The sequence below is a fragment of the Paenibacillus sp. H1-7 genome (assembly GCF_022354825.1).
In the GTDB taxonomy this organism is placed as follows: Bacteria; Bacillota; Bacilli; order Paenibacillales; family NBRC-103111; genus Paenibacillus_S.
In genome coordinates, this window is record NZ_CP031168.1 from 2,190,412 (window position 1) to 2,206,591 (window position 16,180).

At 44.0% G+C, this 16,180-nt stretch carries 18 protein-coding genes and 1 pseudogene; 16 read left to right on the top strand and 3 right to left on the bottom strand.

The features are described from left to right. Positions 1–78: 78 nt before the first annotated feature. The 3 genes from DVH26_RS09970 to DVH26_RS09980 all read left to right on the top strand — a co-directional run bounded on the left by DVH26_RS09970 (position 79) and on the right by DVH26_RS09980 (position 2,791). Positions 79–717 (top strand): ThuA domain-containing protein, encoded by a 639-nt coding sequence (locus DVH26_RS09970; protein WP_239633540.1) that lies wholly within the window; start codon positions 79–81, stop codon positions 715–717. A gap of 731 nt (positions 718–1,448) precedes the next feature. Beyond that, entirely contained in the window at positions 1,449–1,730 is a 282-nt protein-coding gene (locus DVH26_RS09975) for a hypothetical protein (RefSeq protein ID WP_239633541.1), read from the top strand. 221 nt (positions 1,731–1,951) lie between these two features. Beyond that, positions 1,952–2,791, top strand: coding sequence for a hypothetical protein (locus DVH26_RS09980; RefSeq protein ID WP_239633542.1), 840 nt, complete (start codon positions 1,952–1,954; stop codon positions 2,789–2,791). Positions 2,792–3,939: 1,148 nt separating this feature from the next. Here the strand turns inward: DVH26_RS09980 and DVH26_RS09985 are convergent. Continuing rightward, complete coding sequence (locus DVH26_RS09985) at positions 3,940–4,536, bottom strand: TetR/AcrR family transcriptional regulator (protein WP_239633543.1); 597 nt, start codon at positions 4,534–4,536, stop codon at positions 3,940–3,942. Positions 4,537–4,782: 246 nt separating this feature from the next. Here DVH26_RS09985 and DVH26_RS09990 point away from each other — a divergent pair, with 246 nt between their 5' ends. From DVH26_RS09990 to DVH26_RS10020, 7 genes and pseudogenes are all read left to right on the top strand, one after another. After that, the gene (locus DVH26_RS09990) at positions 4,783–5,667 is read left to right on the top strand and encodes an NADP-dependent oxidoreductase (RefSeq protein WP_239633544.1); all 885 of its coding nucleotides are present in this window, start codon (positions 4,783–4,785) and stop codon (positions 5,665–5,667) included. A 49-nt stretch (positions 5,668–5,716) separates the two neighbouring features. Next, positions 5,717–5,839 (top strand): annotated as a pseudogene (locus DVH26_RS09995) (aldo/keto reductase); the annotation flags it as partial. Between the two features lie 66 nt (positions 5,840–5,905). Then, complete coding sequence (locus DVH26_RS10000; protein ID WP_239633545.1) at positions 5,906–6,055, top strand: hypothetical protein; 150 nt, start codon at positions 5,906–5,908, stop codon at positions 6,053–6,055. Positions 6,056–6,647: 592 nt separating this feature from the next. After that, positions 6,648–7,070, top strand: coding sequence for a VOC family protein (locus DVH26_RS10005; protein ID WP_239633546.1), 423 nt, complete (start codon positions 6,648–6,650; stop codon positions 7,068–7,070). Continuing rightward, positions 7,070–7,813: an RNA polymerase sigma factor gene (locus DVH26_RS10010; protein WP_239633547.1), complete on the top strand. Its 744-nt coding sequence runs from the start codon at positions 7,070–7,072 to the stop codon at positions 7,811–7,813. Before DVH26_RS10005 ends, DVH26_RS10010 begins: the two co-directional genes overlap by 1 nt. Positions 7,814–7,852: 39 nt before the next feature. After that, positions 7,853–8,347, top strand: coding sequence for a DinB family protein (locus DVH26_RS10015; protein ID WP_239633548.1), 495 nt, complete (start codon positions 7,853–7,855; stop codon positions 8,345–8,347). 29 nt (positions 8,348–8,376) lie between these two features. Then, positions 8,377–8,772: a VOC family protein gene (locus tag DVH26_RS10020; protein WP_239633549.1), complete on the top strand. Its 396-nt coding sequence runs from the start codon at positions 8,377–8,379 to the stop codon at positions 8,770–8,772. A 743-nt stretch (positions 8,773–9,515) separates the two neighbouring features. Here the strand turns inward: DVH26_RS10020 and DVH26_RS10025 are convergent. Then, the gene (locus tag DVH26_RS10025; RefSeq protein WP_239633550.1) at positions 9,516–10,403 is read right to left on the bottom strand and encodes an AraC family transcriptional regulator; all 888 of its coding nucleotides are present in this window, start codon (positions 10,401–10,403) and stop codon (positions 9,516–9,518) included. Between the two features lie 217 nt (positions 10,404–10,620). Between DVH26_RS10025 and DVH26_RS10030 the strand changes: the two genes are divergently transcribed. Continuing rightward, complete coding sequence (locus tag DVH26_RS10030) at positions 10,621–11,376, top strand: SDR family NAD(P)-dependent oxidoreductase (protein ID WP_239633551.1); 756 nt, start codon at positions 10,621–10,623, stop codon at positions 11,374–11,376. Positions 11,377–11,909: 533 nt separating this feature from the next. Here the strand turns inward: DVH26_RS10030 and DVH26_RS10035 are convergent. After that, positions 11,910–12,269: a MerR family transcriptional regulator gene (locus DVH26_RS10035; RefSeq protein WP_239633552.1), complete on the bottom strand. Its 360-nt coding sequence runs from the start codon at positions 12,267–12,269 to the stop codon at positions 11,910–11,912. A 104-nt stretch (positions 12,270–12,373) separates the two neighbouring features. Here DVH26_RS10035 and DVH26_RS10040 point away from each other — a divergent pair, with 104 nt between their 5' ends. The 5 genes from DVH26_RS10040 to DVH26_RS10050 all read left to right on the top strand — a co-directional run bounded on the left by DVH26_RS10040 (position 12,374) and on the right by DVH26_RS10050 (position 16,044). Continuing rightward, positions 12,374–13,084 (top strand): SDR family NAD(P)-dependent oxidoreductase, encoded by a 711-nt coding sequence (locus tag DVH26_RS10040; protein WP_239633553.1) that lies wholly within the window; start codon positions 12,374–12,376, stop codon positions 13,082–13,084. 373 nt (positions 13,085–13,457) lie between these two features. Further along, the gene (locus DVH26_RS37240) at positions 13,458–13,670 is read left to right on the top strand and encodes a YxiJ family protein (protein WP_481857583.1); all 213 of its coding nucleotides are present in this window, start codon (positions 13,458–13,460) and stop codon (positions 13,668–13,670) included. 104 nt (positions 13,671–13,774) lie between these two features. After that, entirely contained in the window at positions 13,775–14,029 is a 255-nt protein-coding gene (locus tag DVH26_RS37245) for a DUF6199 family natural product biosynthesis protein (RefSeq protein WP_481857584.1), read from the top strand. Positions 14,030–14,258: 229 nt separating this feature from the next. Next, positions 14,259–15,125, top strand: a complete 867-nt coding sequence (locus tag DVH26_RS10045) for an isochorismatase family protein (RefSeq protein ID WP_239633554.1) — start codon at positions 14,259–14,261, stop codon at positions 15,123–15,125. A gap of 157 nt (positions 15,126–15,282) precedes the next feature. Beyond that, positions 15,283–16,044, top strand: coding sequence for an Hcp family type VI secretion system effector (locus DVH26_RS10050; RefSeq protein ID WP_239633555.1), 762 nt, complete (start codon positions 15,283–15,285; stop codon positions 16,042–16,044). Positions 16,045–16,180: the final 136 nt, after the last annotated feature.

The window sequence follows — 16,180 nt, forward strand, 5'->3', positions numbered from 1 at the left end:
TTGTCCAATTCTGCGTCCATTATCAGATTTCTCCGTCTACCTATCGTAACACATTTTTATTCCAAGGAGATGACTGAAATGGCTAAGAAACGAATTTTGATAATAGGTGATGATCATCTTGGGGCTTGGCACCCTCTCGAGCTTGTACAGAATGAATTGGAAAAGATATTAGGCGGAGAATTCCGTCTGACTGTAACCCGGAACTATGATTACTTATCGACACTCAATACAAGCGAGTATGCGGCAGTTATCTCGTATGCTGATATTTGGACAAGAAAACTTACATCCGGGCAAATTGCCGGTTTGCTGAGGTTCGTTGCAGGGGGAGGCGGATTGCTTGCCATTCATAACGGTATTTCATTGGCGGGCAGCTACGAGCTGCTGCAGGTAATCGGTGCCAAATTTGTTACCCACCCGCCCTATCAAAAGCTTCATTTTTATAGAATTATGAACGAACATCCACTCTTAGAAGGAGTGGCGGACTTTACGATCGAAGAGGAGCCATATCAGTTTGAATTTGATCCCTTCACCCCCCGTACAGTTCTAATTGAGTACGAATACCATGGGAAAAGATGGCCTTCTATGTGGGAACACAATTATGGATTAGGTAAGGTAGTATATTTACATCCGGGTCATAGGGCAGATTCTTTCAAGCCGGAGGCTATCCAACGGCTCATTCTAAATAGCGTTCGCTGGATAGCTGACTCCAGCGTTTAATGGATAGTAAATGAAGGTACTCGTCACTGACTTTTCGAATTTTTGCAGCCACGTTACGCTAACGGGTACGATAGTATAATTATCAGAACTGGAGCAGGCGCCGCGACGACCTGCTCCAGTTCTGATGATTGAAGTAACGGCAGCTTGTTTCAAAAAGGTTGGATAAGTATCATGGCATTTTGAAAGGAAGCATACTCTTATTGTACAGGCGGTTTTTGTAGGAGGGTTTCCTTTGAGATTGTTTATTTTACTTTTAGGTGCATTAATACTGACTTTGGTATGGACTAATCCGAGTACCGCTGATTTTGAAAGACATATTCGTAAAGAGTATTACAAACACAAAACAACCCAAATCTTGAACACGTTATTGTAAGAAGTAGAAGTTACCTCGTATTTTCGTATCACGAATTCTATGCATCTTATAAAAGAGAAGGACAAATAGTGGGGAATGTAGGCTATGCAGGATTTGGATTGTTTAAAAACTTTATCTTAGCTTCTTCACCTATGGTAGAGGGGAAAAAGTCACCTGCCACGTGGTGGGAAGGTTAAGCTAACGGGTACGATAGCTGAATAAACCCACGACGGCAGCCGGTTAGCGAACGGCTGCCGTTTCCTCAATTAACGGGCAGGATAGCGTAATCACTTCACGAATAACATAGGTGTGACGGATTTTTACTAAGTTCGCAAAAAGACGTTATCAGAAATCTATGCCAAAGGACGAATGATAGAGAGTGGAAATGATCATTTTTGTAGTAATAATAGCTACAAACATTTCATTACATCAAATAAAATATTTTAATCAATACAAGAACCTCATTAATCGACTTACCGCTTTTGCTTTCGTAACTTGGTTTGTAGTTCTAATTGTATATGGAATCATTACAGGAAAAGCAAAAACAAGTTTTATTGATTTGAAAGAAGATTGTCCCATATATTTAATTGTCTTTATCGGTGCAATAACTATCCAACTGCTGTTTGCTCGAAAGTCTAAAGATAATAAAGATACAAGGTAAAACAGAAATACCATTTTCACGCATTGGGCATTCGCCCTTCATTAAGCTAACGGGTACGTTAGTTCAAATAAACCTTGGAGCAGTTCGCCAACGCAACTACCCTGAGATCCATATCACATAAAGATACGACTAGGCTTGGGTGTTGAAATTTTTCGCCTACGCTATTTTCGTTATAATTCGGGAAAAGATGGAATAATGAATTCAAGAAAGGGTGAGTCAGAATGCAGCAACCTTTACTTGAAAAGCTGGAGCAACTTATTTCCGATCTAAAGCAGAAAGAACAGGCAGCTGTCTACACTGTCCCAGACGAGGTTATAGTCAGCATTAATAAGGCCAAAAACTTGGAAAGATTATTGCTTGAAATACTAAATACAGTTCAAGGGAGCGGTGGGGTCGACATTGTCAATATTTTGCGCAGGGAGTTTGGCATAAGCAAAAATTTAACCGACCGATTCGCCAAGTGGGCTGCGCACAGCAAGGAGCAATTTGCGGACGCGCTTCACGACGCCATCGACCGGGCTGAAATTCGCGCCGGCAAGCAGGGGTTGTTCTTCGCGGGTTCCCCCGGTAAGCAGGAAGCTACAGAAGCTCTTGGCCTGCTGAAAGAAATCGCTCATGCTGCGGTGAGGCGGCAGTTTAATCCGCGTTACGCTGGGCCGGACGTCTATGTTGACATGCAAGACAAGCTGCTTCGTTTTCATGAGCTTCCGAACACGTTTCCGGGTAGCGGTACCGTGAAGTACAGAAGTCTGCTATCAGAGAACCGGTTCTATGCTATGTCCGGGGAGGATCAAGAGATTACAGAGGCTTTGAAGGCGAGTACTCGGGCGTGGTACCAGCGTTCATCTTTTGATTTTCTGGAAAGCAGGGAGTGGTACCCGGATTACGGTTATGTACAAGCTTATTTATATTTGTTAACGGTGGAACAGCTAGACCGGCTCCGTGATGATTTTATCCGCTATATCGGTGAGGAGTTCACGAAACTAAAGGTAAAGCCGGAGCTGTATAGGGCCGAATCTTTGAAATCAATGCTGGAGACGGCGCTCAGCTGGAAGGTATGACGTCGAGAAGGCTATTAATGAAGCTTTAAAACACTTAAAATCTATTCCTCCAGAAGATTATTCGGATTGCACTAAAGGGTACGTTAGATCAATTTCATCCAGGAGCAGTTTGCCGCCGCGGCAGCTGCTCTTTCTGTCATTAATGTAAAGGGCAGGATTGCAGAGTAATATGTGGAATATATTGTGATATAAGGGTTGAGGAGGAATTTTTATTAATTTTCAAAGGGACAAAATACATAAAATCAATTGCCGAATGGGATCCATGTGTCATCTGCTTCTTAATCCGATCATCTTGGGTGGGGGTAAGCGAGCATTGCCCGACAACCTCCGCATGCGGCTCGAACTGCTCGGTGAGCGCCGCTTCCGAAGCGGTGTTGTTCATCTTCACTACCGCGTGACCGTCTGACCGGCGCTGTGATGCAGCCACAACAAGCTATCGCTTGGCAGATTTATAGGTAGGCATGGGAAGCCCCACCCACCCGTCAAGGATATAAACGATGCGCGCCCTTGACGGGTTTACAGCAGTGCGCATCAGATCTTGAACAGTGAGCATAGTCAGTTTTTGGACTTTTTGAAGCCGCTAATACAGGTTATACCATTCGGTGCGCAGTTGGTCAAAGACGGGAGATTCGCTTTCAGGCTTACTATATCAATTGAAATTACGGAAGCCGGAAGTTATGACCGGCTTCCATTTTTAACTTAACGGGAGACATTTGTTGAATTTGAATGCCAACAGCGGCAGTCTAAGACTTTATTTTTCAAGTCTTGGTCCGCCGCTGCTTTTTTTAATGGATCAGTCTAAAACTTATTTTTCAAAAGTTGACGATTCTTCAAGATAGTCTGTAAACAAGAATCGAGAAATAGCTATGATTATGTTCTAAATCAATGTTAGGGTCTAGGATCTGAGTCTGTTATTGTTCTCATTCTTCCTAAAGATCCTCTGGATCAATAGAGGAACTAATTAAGATTATAAAATTACTACTTTGGTTCAAACGTGGTATTTGACGGGAGACTTTAGCATAATAAAGAAAACTCGGCAGCCGGCTAACTGATCGGTTGCCGCTTTTCATTGAAAGCGCAGTATTGTTCAAAAACGCTGCCGATTACAATCTTGCAGCTTTTGATGTATATGCTATGAATTCGTATCGTTAACGATTATCGTTAAACGTAAATCGGCCTGCTCCTTCTGTCAGCACGGCTATGACGCGGTGGGTCATTTCTTCCACACTTATATCCTCATAAGCTTTGCTCCATTGTACCGCGGCGCCGAATATCGACCAGCTTGTCATGAGAGCCATCGTATCGACACGGATGGTCCAATCGGCCTGGTCTGCCCGAAGCCGTTGTAGCCAGTGTTGCAGTAATTCGGCGAGCTCGTCACGGACCGAGCTCTCGAATAGCGGGTTGACCGTATCGATCGGGTTGCACCGACCGTATAGCGAGCGAACGTGTTCCAGTACTATTCGGACCAGCACGCGCAAATGCTCGGGATTCCAACCTGCATCCGGTGGAAGTTCACGCCCTAGTATATGGCGAAATTTATCACGAATGGACTGCTCCAGCAGCCCGAATTTGTCCGGAAAATGAGCGTAGAACGTCCCCCTGTGTACATCTGCGCGGTCGGTGATATCCTGGATTGTCATCGCGGTAAATCCCTTTTCCCGCATCAGTTCCGCGAACGATTGCTTCAGCAGTAACTGCGACCGCCTCCGTCGTCTATCGGCTTCATTCCTCTCAGTTTTCATCGCTTATAACGCTCCTCGCTTGACGTCAACGGAGCTCAAGAGCCGACATCCCGACAAAATCGTCGATTTGTCAGGTAAACGACTTGCGGGCTGCATTGTCCGTTGTTACCAGTCTTCGATTTTATTACTATTGTAATGAACGTGGCCCGTTTATTCAATGAAGCGAAAGAGGGATAAATGATCATGGCGATGGAAATACCTCAGAAAATCAAAGCGATCCGTTATTTTACTTACGGAGGGCCGGACGTGTTGCGTTGCGAGGAAGTGCCCGTTCCGGCGGTAGGTGAAGACGAGGTTCTCGTCCGCGTTCATGCAGTCGGCGTCAATCCAGGCGATTGGCAGATCCGTTCGGGTTTGGCTGGTGATCGGTTCAGACTTCCTTATATTCCTGGCTGGGATGTATCGGGAGTGGTTGCCAGTGTGGGGGCTGAAGTAACGAGCTTTCATCCGGGCGATGCCGTTTACGGGATGACCGTCAACAGTGGGGGTTGCGCGGAATATGTCGTTGTACCGGCGGGGCATTTGGCATTCAAACCTGAATCGGTTGATTTCGTCGAGGCGGCGGCTTTGCCTCAGTCTGGTTTTACCGCTTGGCATGCGCTGTTCGTACAAGGAAAACTAGAGACGGGAAAAACGGTACTGATCAACGGTGCCGCCGGGGGAGTCGGCCACCTTGCGGTCCAACTCGCCCGATGGAAAGGGGCGCGCGTCATCGGAGCCGCTTCTGCCCGTAACGAGCCATACTTGCTCGATCTGGGCGTCAATGCGTTTGTCGACTATACAACCAGTCTACCGGCAGAGATCGAACATAGCGTGGACATTGTCCTCGATACAGCGGGAGGAGAAAACGTAGACTGGCTTCTGAATACCCTGAAGCCGGGAGGTCGCCTCGTACCGATTACGTGGGGGCGCTATTCGTCCGATATCGCGGCAAAGGCGTCTGTAACAGTCCAGGAGGTACAGTACCCGCCGATCGCTACTGCTTATCTAGACGAATTGACCCGCCTAGTTAACGGAGGACAATTGAACATAACGATTGACTCTGTGTTCCCCTTAGAGGAAACTGCCAAGGCACATGAAAAAAGTGAGAGCCGCCGAGCGCGTGGTAAAATTGTCATCCGCGTGCTGTAGCGGTGAAGCCAAGAGTTTCTACATTTCAAAATAGGGTCAATGTTTTATGGACAATTCACCTGCCTTCTTGCAGCATTTTGTCCAAAACAATTTGAGACGCCTTCAGACGGATTACATCGACCTGTTCTACATTCATTATCCCGATGAGCATACACCAAAGGCCGAAGCAGTCGGTCCAGGAGCAGTTTGCCGTCGTGGCAGCTGCTCCTTCTGTCGTTAAGCTAAAGGGCAGTTTAGCGTGGAAAAACTAAAGAGGCTCCAGCGGAATTCTCATCCCTTGGGCTTTGCCCGGGAGGTGGAGATGGCGGCCATTACGAAAGCCGCTCTGAGGGAGACCGGCGATGAGAAATCGAAGGAACCGTCACGATCGGTGACCTCTTGGATTTAACAAGCCTTGTCATTGATGTGTGGTTGCTCCTAGTATCTTTGCCAAAAAAAGGCGCCCTGGCTATGGGCGCCTTTTTTTATATTTTTCCTTGCCGGAAATAACAAAGATATCGTCAACCTGTACTTTTTCAAAACGGATATGATGGAAGCCTGGACAATTCAATCAATAAATGTAGGAGGCTGCCAGTCTGGCAGCCTCTTCAATTCTGATTTGTTAGTAGTTAGTGGGGAGACGGACAATGATTGTATTATCCAAACGGAACGTTACGGTTCTTTTTTGTGCCTCAACTTGATTACGCATAACTCAATGAAATAAAAGCCGGCTAGACATTTTGCCGGCTTTTATTTTATATTTCTCCAACGGATTTGAAATTAGTACTGATCTTAAGGTTACTTTTTTTAACAGATGTTTATATTTTTATATCACAGCTCCGTGGCGAGCGCCGGCGAGAACTCTATAGACGATTTTTCTAGTGCTTATTAGCGGCGGATCTCTTTTTTATACGACGACCTCATTGCTTACCCGTATCTTTTTATGGATTTTTATCGTTAATAGATTGAAAATGAAGTTAAAGGAGAGTGTTTGATCAACTATGGAAAAAATCGTCTCGTTTGTAGCTAGTATTTTTATTCCGGTAACCGACATTGCACATTCGGAGGAGTGGTATGTTCGAATGTTCGATCTGGAAACGATTGAGAAGACCGATTATCGAGTCGCGCTCGCGTTCCCTAACGCTCAAACATTGGTTTTATTATGGAAAGTGGAGAAACCGCAGCCTCTCCAATTCGACACTGGCAAACATTCGATGCCATATTTCAATTTCACCTCGTACGATATTAACCATTCGTATAGAGAACTTAAGGCAAAGGGAGCGAAATTAAGCGAAATCTATGTAGAGGAAGGACACACGTTTTTCAAAGTATTCGATCTGGACGAAAATCCCGTTGATATTGTGGAAGAGACGGGGCAAACGCCGTATTTTGCTCACAAAAATATTTTTAGGAAGCAGCAATAGTGCCGCAAGGGGACCGTTCGGACGCAGGATATGAGACGTTTGCGGAGATGACGCTTCCGCTGCAAAGTGATCTAAGACGTTATTGTTTAGCTAAGGCAGGCTCAGCGTGGGATGCGGACGATTTGCTGCAAGAGTCTCTGATTAAAGCTTATCGTTGGCATATCCGGTTTCCGAACAGGGAAATTACGAAGCCTTTCTTGTTTCGAATTGCCGCCAATGCGTGGGTGGATATTTGCCGCAGCCGCAAATTGCAGCCGCAGGTCGGACAGCTCGAGGAGCAAATTGGTTCCTATGACGAATGGAGCAAATGGGATGTACGGGAGGCGCTCGAGCTGTTGTCCGATCGGCTCGAATCCAAGCAGGTCGTGCTTATTTTGCTGATCGATGTATTTCACTTTACCGCGAAGGAAACGGGAATGCTGTTCGGACAATCCGAGGGTTCGGTTAAGGCGGCTCTGAAGCGGGCGAGGACGAGGCTGAAGACAGCCGTTGAACGCCATCCCGATTATTGGGATGATTCCGTGCTTACTGCTACGCGCGGCGGACTTAGCATCGAGGTATTCGAAGCGTTAGTCGACGGTTTTCGCCGTGCAGACCCTTTTGCGATATTCCAATCGTACCAGACAATGATTGACGAAGGCGCTCTGGTGGATCGGATTGAATTGCGCGGAAACACGCTTTATTTTACGATCAGAGATCCCGACGGAAATATATTGACGATAACCGAGAAGTTGCCATTGTAAGATGGATAGTATCATTCGAAATTCGAGGAGTGATTGCAGTTGTTGAACTTGTTGCAGCAACAGTTCGATTGGGTCAGATCCATTAGACAAAATATGTTTGCATTCTTGGAAGAGCTACCTCCTCAAACCTTGCACCAACCGGTTCCCAAATTTGGGCGAGGAACGATCATTCGAACTCATCTTCATGTCGTTGACTGTTATAGGTGGTGGCTGGGATCTTTCGCGTTTAAGAAATTAAATAATCATAGGGATGTTTTCGTACATGTGACTGCTGATGTGAAGTTCGTCCGTGAGAGATTTGCGGAAGTGGATGAACTGGTGCAACGGTTCTTACACGAATACGACGATCGTTGGTCTGAACCGATCGAGCAAGACGAGAGCTGGCAGGGTTACCCGAAAGCACCCACTCCATTGCTGTTGTTAACTCATACTGAGACACACGAATTCCATCACAAAGGTCAAATCGTGTCGATGGCAAGACACCTGGGTTACCCGGCTCCTTCCGATGATCGTTTAGGCGGACTCTTTACCTAAATCTCCAGAAACCAAGAAGAGGTGAAGCAATGATAGCTCTAGGATCCATGAGTATTAACGTCATTACATTGTTCGTCGAAGATCTACACGCCGCGAAGTCCTTCTATCAAGAGATTTTCGATCTTTCTACCGCTTATGAGGATGAGAACTCCGCCGTATTTGACTTTGCCAACATGAGCATTAATTTGCTTGATGTTGCTGCAGCGCGGGACCTCATCGCTCCTGAAGCGGTCGCAAACCAAGAGGCAGGGTCACGGTTCCAATTCACCATTCGAATAGACGATGTGGATGCTGTCTGCGCTGGACTAAATGCACGTGGCGTCACCTTAATCAATGGTCCAATGAACCGGCCATGGGGAGTGCGCACTGCAAGCTTCGCCGATCCGGGCGGGCATATTTGGGAGATAGCGCAACAACTAACCTAAGATAATACGCGAAGAGGGAAGTTTAACAAAATCGCAACTTGTTTTCTGGCTGCAAGAGCTTAATGGATAGGAAATATAAAGAAGGTATTGGCAGCCGGCCATGTGATTATCCAGGATAAAGTTGATGGCACGAATCCCGGGAAAAACACAACAAACAAGGAGCAAGATATCTGTGGATCTTGCTCCTTGTTTGTACATGAGAGAAAAAAGAGTTCTATATGGGGGAAATAAAAAAATCCTCTAATAAGGCAGCCGAAGGCAGCCCTTTGTTGTGTAGGGTTGCCTCTTTATATTTTAATTACGTAAAACGTTAATTTGGCGAATTGTCAGTATGAGTAAGGACAAACTTTCTCCGAAAAACAAATAGAACGCCCAGCATAGCATTTAGAAAATAAGTAAACACAAATAAATAATGTCTGGTGACAAGAACATTATCTCATTAAGAGCCGCGTAAATCGCGGCTTTTGTGTTTTATGGGATAAAGTTCTTGTCAAAATTCAATGACAAGAACTTTATCCCATTCCCGAAATTGCCAAGAACCTTATCTCATTCCCGACGGATGGCGGGGAGGGATTTGTGGATTGGAAATCGGTCAAGGGAATTTGAGGAACGCAGCCCTAGCGAAGGCATGGAAGTGTCCTTTTTATTGAACTGATGGGCAGAATTGTTTAATTTACCATCCTTCGTTAAATTAAATTTGTATTCGGTCAGGCCAGGACTGTGCACGGAAGCTGAAAAACTCTCTAATCCCTCGTGCTTTCGATTCGTCTTAGGTTCTCAGTGTCCCGAGCTGGAGATGAACCGAAGAAGCGGGAGTACTCTCGATTAAACTGTGAAGGACTTTGATAGCCAACATGAAATGCGGCACTGGTTACTGAATAGCCCTCAAATGCAATGAGGTTTCTAGCCTCCAAAAGCCTTAATTGCTTTTGAAATTGAATAGGACTTAAACCGGTTGCCCTTTTAAACTGACGGTGAAAGGTATTTACAGCCATACCAGATTTTGATGCCAGATCACCAATGTCTATTGGCCTCATAAAATTTGCGCGAAACCATTTTACAATCTGGGAAATCATAGATAAATTACTTTCCTGCAGACCAAATTGCCTCAGATTCCATCCTTGTGGTCCCATCAGAACGCGATAAAGGATTTCGCGCTCATAAGCTGGTGCAAGAGCTGGAATATCTTTTGGTGTCTTCGATAATCGCAATAAGCGCAGCCATGCCGCCATAAATTCAATGTCTATTTCACAAGCTGCGAAATGCTCGGAAGCAGTTGGGATTAGATTCTCAGGCAGATCTCTTAATAAACTCTGAAGAACATCCTGATTTAACCTAAGACCAAGGGACATGTAAGGACGGCCTTCATGATCTGGGTGTACACTCGCCGTTGCAGGAACATGTACCGGTAACACGTAATAGGATGGCCCTTTGAGGTCAGTGCAACGCTCCCCGATGGAAAGAATCTTTGTTCCTTGAACCGTAAAACCAATCATCGGCTCGTAGAGCGCTGCAAGCTGATGTGCGGGAATGTCTCCCTTAATCATACTTAGCCCGGGTACTCCGCTTTCAATTGGTCGAGTGCCTGCACTTTTCATTAGATCAATAATTTCATCAAGGATTTTATTCATACACTTATTTTATTACACGACTTCTTATTCCTCAACACAGCTCCATAATACTTCAGCCATTTTTAGGCTCTTCACATAACAAATATAAAGGATAATCCGTGTTACTCCAAAAGTAACGTGGTGTTTTTAGGCAATAAGAAGGCATGATTAGATCTATATTATCTCAGCAGATACGACTAAAATTAAATCCAGATCGAACACAAAAAGGAGAGAACTTATGAAAATTGCAATTGTAACAGGCGGAAGTAATGGCATTGGAAAAGCGACGGCTCTTGGGCTTGGCCAGCGCGGAATTAGCGTCATTCTCACATACAATTCCTATAAGGACCGGGCGGAAGCTGTCGTTAAGGAAATTGAGAAGAATAGTGGCGTTCGGGCAGTAGCACTGAAGTTGGATCTGACTCAACTATCATCATTCGAGGGTTTCGTTCTAGAAGTGAAAAAGAGCCTCCAAGACATTTGGAACAGAACGACTTTTGATTACTTAGTTAATAATGGCGGTGTCGGTGGGCCGATGATGTTCACTGAGATGAGCGAAGAATACTTCGACAAGATTCTTAATACGAACTTCAAAGGACCGATTTTTTTGACACAACAACTTGTCGGATTCATGGAGGATGCTGGAGCTATTGTAAATACCACGAGCTCATCCAAAAACCAATCATTTCCAGGCTACTCCGTCTACGGCTCGTTAAAAGCAGCATTCTCAACTTGGACTCGCTACATCGCCAAAGAACTTGCACCTCGCCAAATTCGGGTCAACGCAGTTTCGCCCGGTCCTACGCACAGCAATTTTGGCGATGGAGTATTCGATAAACATCCTGAATTCATTAAGCCGCTGGCTGAGCAATCAGTATTTGGCAGAATCGGCCAACCCAAAGATATGGCGAAGGTCATTGTGAACTTATTGTCCGATGATTTCGGCTGGGTTACAGCCCAGGATATTGAAGTGTCTGGCGGACATTTGCTTTAAGAAAGCTATGTTCCCCATGTGAAAAAAGTCAATAAATACACCTTCTTTACGATTCGAAAGATTATTTAATGCGCAGACTGCTGTTTAGCCTGGATAAAAAGGGGTGACCCATCGTCATTATCATGACTTATGGGACACCCCCTTTCTAAGTTGAAATTATAATGTAAAAAAGGCACGCGAAAACATCATCGAATAAACGATGGTGTTTTCTTTTTTTTTCTTTTTTTCGTTCCAATCGGGAATGGGATAAAGTTCTTGTCATTTATGACATCAAGTTCTGTCAATCGACACTTATAAGAAGAAGAAGCCATCATGAATATGAAGTAATAACGGAGATTAATAATTGTCGGGTGACAAGAACTTGATCCCATTCCCGAAATTGACAAGAACTTGACTCATTCCCGATGGGCATTCGGCGGATTAAGCTAACGGGTACGTTAGCTCAATAAATAAATATAACGCAGCTGCCGGCATAGAACGGCAGCCGCATTGCCTTTCATGACATCAAAATTTAGTCTATGACCCTGCATATATTAATAATTTTCCCCGCGATAATAGCGCTTAAGTTTTTCTTCCAAATGAACGAGCTGTGCTTCCTTCTCCTCAATATCTTTCAGCAGCTTTTGCTTTTGATCTTCAATCAGTTTGATTCTCTCTGGCAGGGTGGAGGCTCCTTCGTTCACCATATCATAATACTTTTTGATGTCCTCCACACTCATCCCGGTTTCACGAAGACATTTGATAAAAACCAGCCAGCTCAGATCATCATCCGTATAAAGACGGTTATTCTGCTCACTTCGGGCAGCGGGTTTCAAGAGTCCCTTTCTTTCGTAAAAGCGGATCGCTCCAATATTGATTCCGACTTCCTTCGCCACTTCTCCAATCGTTAACATACTAACCCTCTTTTATAAAAAATTAATTGTTGACCTACACTTAGTGTAGCATAGTAACTTATAAATCGTTAAAGAAAAATCAATTTAGGGAAAGAAGGATTCGCATGAAAATGACCGCCTTTGTAACCGGAGCAAATAAAGGAATCGGAATTGAAATCGTTAAGCAGTTAGGTGAAGCAGGCTGGAAAGTCCTCCTTGGCGCACGCAGTGTCGAACGGGGTGAAGCAGCCGTTTCCGAGTTAACTTCCAAGGGGTTAGACGTAGAATTAGTACAAATCGACATGGGTGACTTGAAAACCATCGAACAAGCAGCCGATATGATAAACAGGAATTATCCGGACTTGAAGCTTCTGATCAATAACGCTGGCATGCCGGGCGCTTTCTCCCGTTCTTTTACGGATACCAAAGAGGAGGATCTACGGACTGCCTTCGAAGTTAACTTTTTCGGGACCTTCCGTTTGAACCAGCACTTGTTCCCGTTAATCAAAGATAACGAAGGCACAATCGTCAATGTATCGACCGACATGGCTTCTCTGAACCATATGCAAAATGCTGAATTTACTTTAAACGCGTTCGATTATAACTCATCTAAAACGGCCAACAATGCCATGACACTTTCAATGGCTTATGAAGTCAAAAACAGTGGCGCTCAAGTATTCGCGGTAACGCCTGGATTCACCTCAACAGATCTTAACGGAAATGCCGCCGGCGGTAAATCGAAAGAAGCCGCCGCTGCGATTATAGTGGGTTATGCAACAGATGGCAAACGTCATAATGGCGAATTCTTGGATGAGAAGGGCGTTTACGCCTGGTAACTCGCAACTGCCGAAAGCAAAAACTCTTGCTGCCCATATCGTGGATAAGAGTTTTTTGCGTACAAGATTCTAGGCAAACTAAATTAAGCATATCGGGGTTGGGGTTAACCCACTATTAAACTAACGGGTACGATAGTAAGGAACTGTCCTTATGATAGGACGGGCAGGATAATTGAGTAAAGTAACGAAATACATACAGAAAATAATGGCGGTGGGATATCGTGGATAAAGTGATTCAAGCATTGAGAAACATTACCTTAGATAGTCCTTTTCCGTACAGGGACACTGATATAATTCAGAATGATTTTCATTCTGTTTTAATAAGTTAAGCGAAGATAAAAACTCATTAGTTGGTGATTTTAACACGTACTGCATGAATATTGCGGGAACTTTAAGTTTTATTTTGGCTGATAAGACAAAAGAAATCCCTCAACAACAAATCGAAAAACTAGAGTTATCATTCTTCTGTTGGTTCCCTCAGTATAAGTTTCTCGAGGAAAGTGTTTGCGAGTACAAGGAGTTTTACATGGAGTATAGGAACTTCGAGCTGGCTCGAATACTGCTGTTAAAATACTTAATGGACTGAATACTGATTAAGCTAACGGGTACGATAGTTCTATAATGATATGACACAGCCGGTCGGCATGATCGGCTGTTTTTTCATTAAAGTAACGTGGCAAATATGATAAAATGAGGGAAATTGGTGTGTGTGGCAACTATGAAAGTAGGTGTTACTTGGAAACGTTAATTTTTCTGACAATCTTTTTTGCTGCTGGATTTTCATATGGAATTATAGCGATTGCAAATCCGATTTGGGCATGGAAACATGGATTCCGTACAAACCCTAAAAAGGTTCGTGAACCAAACAGCGCGGATGTGCTTATGACAAAGGTTATGGGAATTTTTTTAATCGTTATAATGATTGTCATTTTATACTGTTCTTAGCTAACGGATACGATAGTTCAATGCCATCCAGGAGCAGTTTGCCGTCGCGGCAGCTGCTCTTTCTGTCATTAAGCTAAATGGCAGGATCCTGCAGCTTCAATGCGCGGTTGTATAACTTTGTATGTGTAGCATGCAGCATACAGGTAACAAACCACTACAGTAGGGGCATTAGTGGTAAAAGAAGGGTTTCAGCTCCTGTTGGCGAATTCCCTTGCTGGAGGTGTTATGGTTGAATTTTTCAATCGAATTAGATTATACTCCAATGTCTCCACGTACTGATCATCCATTTACCGAATCAAGCTTTGTGCGATCATCTTCGAATTATTCATTTCACACAAATGAGATAGGTATCGCACTTGTAGATTTATGGAATTTCGGATGGGAAGATGGCCCAGTAGCTGATCCATTAGATTGGGAGCTCAGTACGGAAAGAGGAGTTTCCCATGCCCTTAGGAAAAAAGAGATCATCATAAAACAAATTGCTCCTGCCATACACGAATTGCGTGAATTAGGTATTCAAATATTCCATTGTAATCATACTACTTTTTTAATGGATTACCCTCAGTGGATTAGTTCTACAACAGAGGAAGAACGGAAGAATGCAACTGGCCCCAAAATGATAGGAGAAACCGTGCAGGGTGGAGAAATTAGCTCGTTTCCCGATTTAGAATGGAGAAAAACCTGGATGGCAAGGCATGCGGACGATGTCTTTAACCTTTCCTGGTCAACACAGCAGGCAGAAGCATACACACAAATAAAGATTCCAAAAGAAGTAGAGCCTAAAGGAACAGATATGTTAATTTTTTCAAAAGGGCAGTTCCACCGGATTCTTCGTAATAAGGGGATTAAAGTGATCTTTTACATGGGATTTGAAACAGATGAGTGCGTAATACATAGTGAGTACGGAATAATTAATATGCAGTCTTATGGATATATGACCAATATCGTCCGTAATTGTACGACTACCTATGAATCGGCTGAAACTATGGAAAGGTTATGGAGAACAAGGGTATCAATTGAACAAATTGAAAAACGTTGGGGTTATTCTATAAGTTCAAATGATTTACTGAATTCGATCAAACGTGGGGCTCGTTGAGCTAACGGGTACGGTAGTTGAATAGTACATTGAAAAGCAGGCACGCAGCGGTCTGCTTGTTTTATTTAGCCAACGCTAAGCGATGTTTAAAACATAAAATTGTCTTCAGTTAATATACATAGAAATTGCATGCATTAATTAGGGGGAGCGATGTGTATTGTATATCAGCAAAAAACCGTTTGTAATTTTGTTTATCGTCATTGTTCTGATTTTCTCATGCATTACCGTGTATGCGGCTGCAAAGCCCGATTTTAGCGGTCAAACTATCTATGCGTGCGCTAAAGACAGCGGCCAGATCACATTGACAGATGGAAGCACATCATGCGGAAACAATGAACAGAAAATTTCATGGAACGTTGTGGGGCCGCAGGGACCGATTGGACTAATGGGTCCGCAAGGGCCAGCGGGCAAAGACGGTGTTAACGGCAAAGATGGAGCCGATGGCGCTGTCGGGCCTGCAGTTTACGGAACTGCTGTTAATAACTACGATGTATATATGAGAATAGGCGGCGTTAAAGGGGAGTCGAAAGATGCAAATTATGAAGATTGGATTGTACTCTCTGGTGTTCAGATTGATGCTTCTCAAACGGTAACGATAGAAAGCGGCGGCGGAAGCGGCGCTGGGAAAGCCGAATTCAATGAGTTTGTGGTCAAGAAACTATTCGACGCCTCTTCAATCCCTCTATTTATGGATATGCTAAAAGGAACACACTTGGCCGATGGCGAGATTGTGTTCGTATCTCGTGGTCCATCCCCCGCGCCCATTTTGAGAATTAAGTTAACCGATGTGTTGATCACCCGTTATAACTTTGACAATACGAACGAAGCCATTATTTTGAATTTTACAAAGATAGATTTGACTTACTCAGGTATAACGCCTCCGATTCAAGGCATTTTTGATATGAAATTGAATAAATAACTCTAATAAAAGAATAATCCCTTGCCTAGGTTCAGGAATTTTTTTTTTGACAATTCCAGTGAGTTCTCTGATGATCTCGAAATAAACAAAATTGAAATAAATGATAAGAATAATCAAGTTATTGAGGATAATATTA

Excerpts from the sequence above, each read along its gene's own strand:
- DVH26_RS09970 (WP_239633540.1), top strand. The coding sequence starts at position 79 with ATGGCTAAGAAACGAATTTTGATAATAGGTGATGATCATCTTGGGGCT.
- DVH26_RS09980 (WP_239633542.1), top strand. The coding sequence starts at position 1,952 with ATGCAGCAACCTTTACTTGAAAAGCTGGAGCAACTTATTTCCGATCTA.
- DVH26_RS09985 (WP_239633543.1), bottom strand. The coding sequence starts at position 4,536 with ATGAAAACTGAGAGGAATGAAGCCGATAGACGACGGAGGCGGTCGCAG.
- DVH26_RS10005 (WP_239633546.1), top strand. The coding sequence starts at position 6,648 with ATGGAAAAAATCGTCTCGTTTGTAGCTAGTATTTTTATTCCGGTAACC.
- DVH26_RS10020 (WP_239633549.1), top strand. The coding sequence starts at position 8,377 with ATGATAGCTCTAGGATCCATGAGTATTAACGTCATTACATTGTTCGTC.
- DVH26_RS10025 (WP_239633550.1), bottom strand. The coding sequence starts at position 10,403 with ATGAATAAAATCCTTGATGAAATTATTGATCTAATGAAAAGTGCAGGC.
- DVH26_RS10030 (WP_239633551.1), top strand. The coding sequence starts at position 10,621 with ATGAAAATTGCAATTGTAACAGGCGGAAGTAATGGCATTGGAAAAGCG.
- DVH26_RS10035 (WP_239633552.1), bottom strand. The coding sequence starts at position 12,269 with ATGTTAACGATTGGAGAAGTGGCGAAGGAAGTCGGAATCAATATTGGA.
- DVH26_RS10040 (WP_239633553.1), top strand. The coding sequence starts at position 12,374 with ATGAAAATGACCGCCTTTGTAACCGGAGCAAATAAAGGAATCGGAATT.
- DVH26_RS37240 (WP_481857583.1), top strand. The coding sequence starts at position 13,458 with ATGAATATTGCGGGAACTTTAAGTTTTATTTTGGCTGATAAGACAAAA.
- DVH26_RS37245 (WP_481857584.1), top strand. The coding sequence starts at position 13,775 with ATGAGGGAAATTGGTGTGTGTGGCAACTATGAAAGTAGGTGTTACTTG.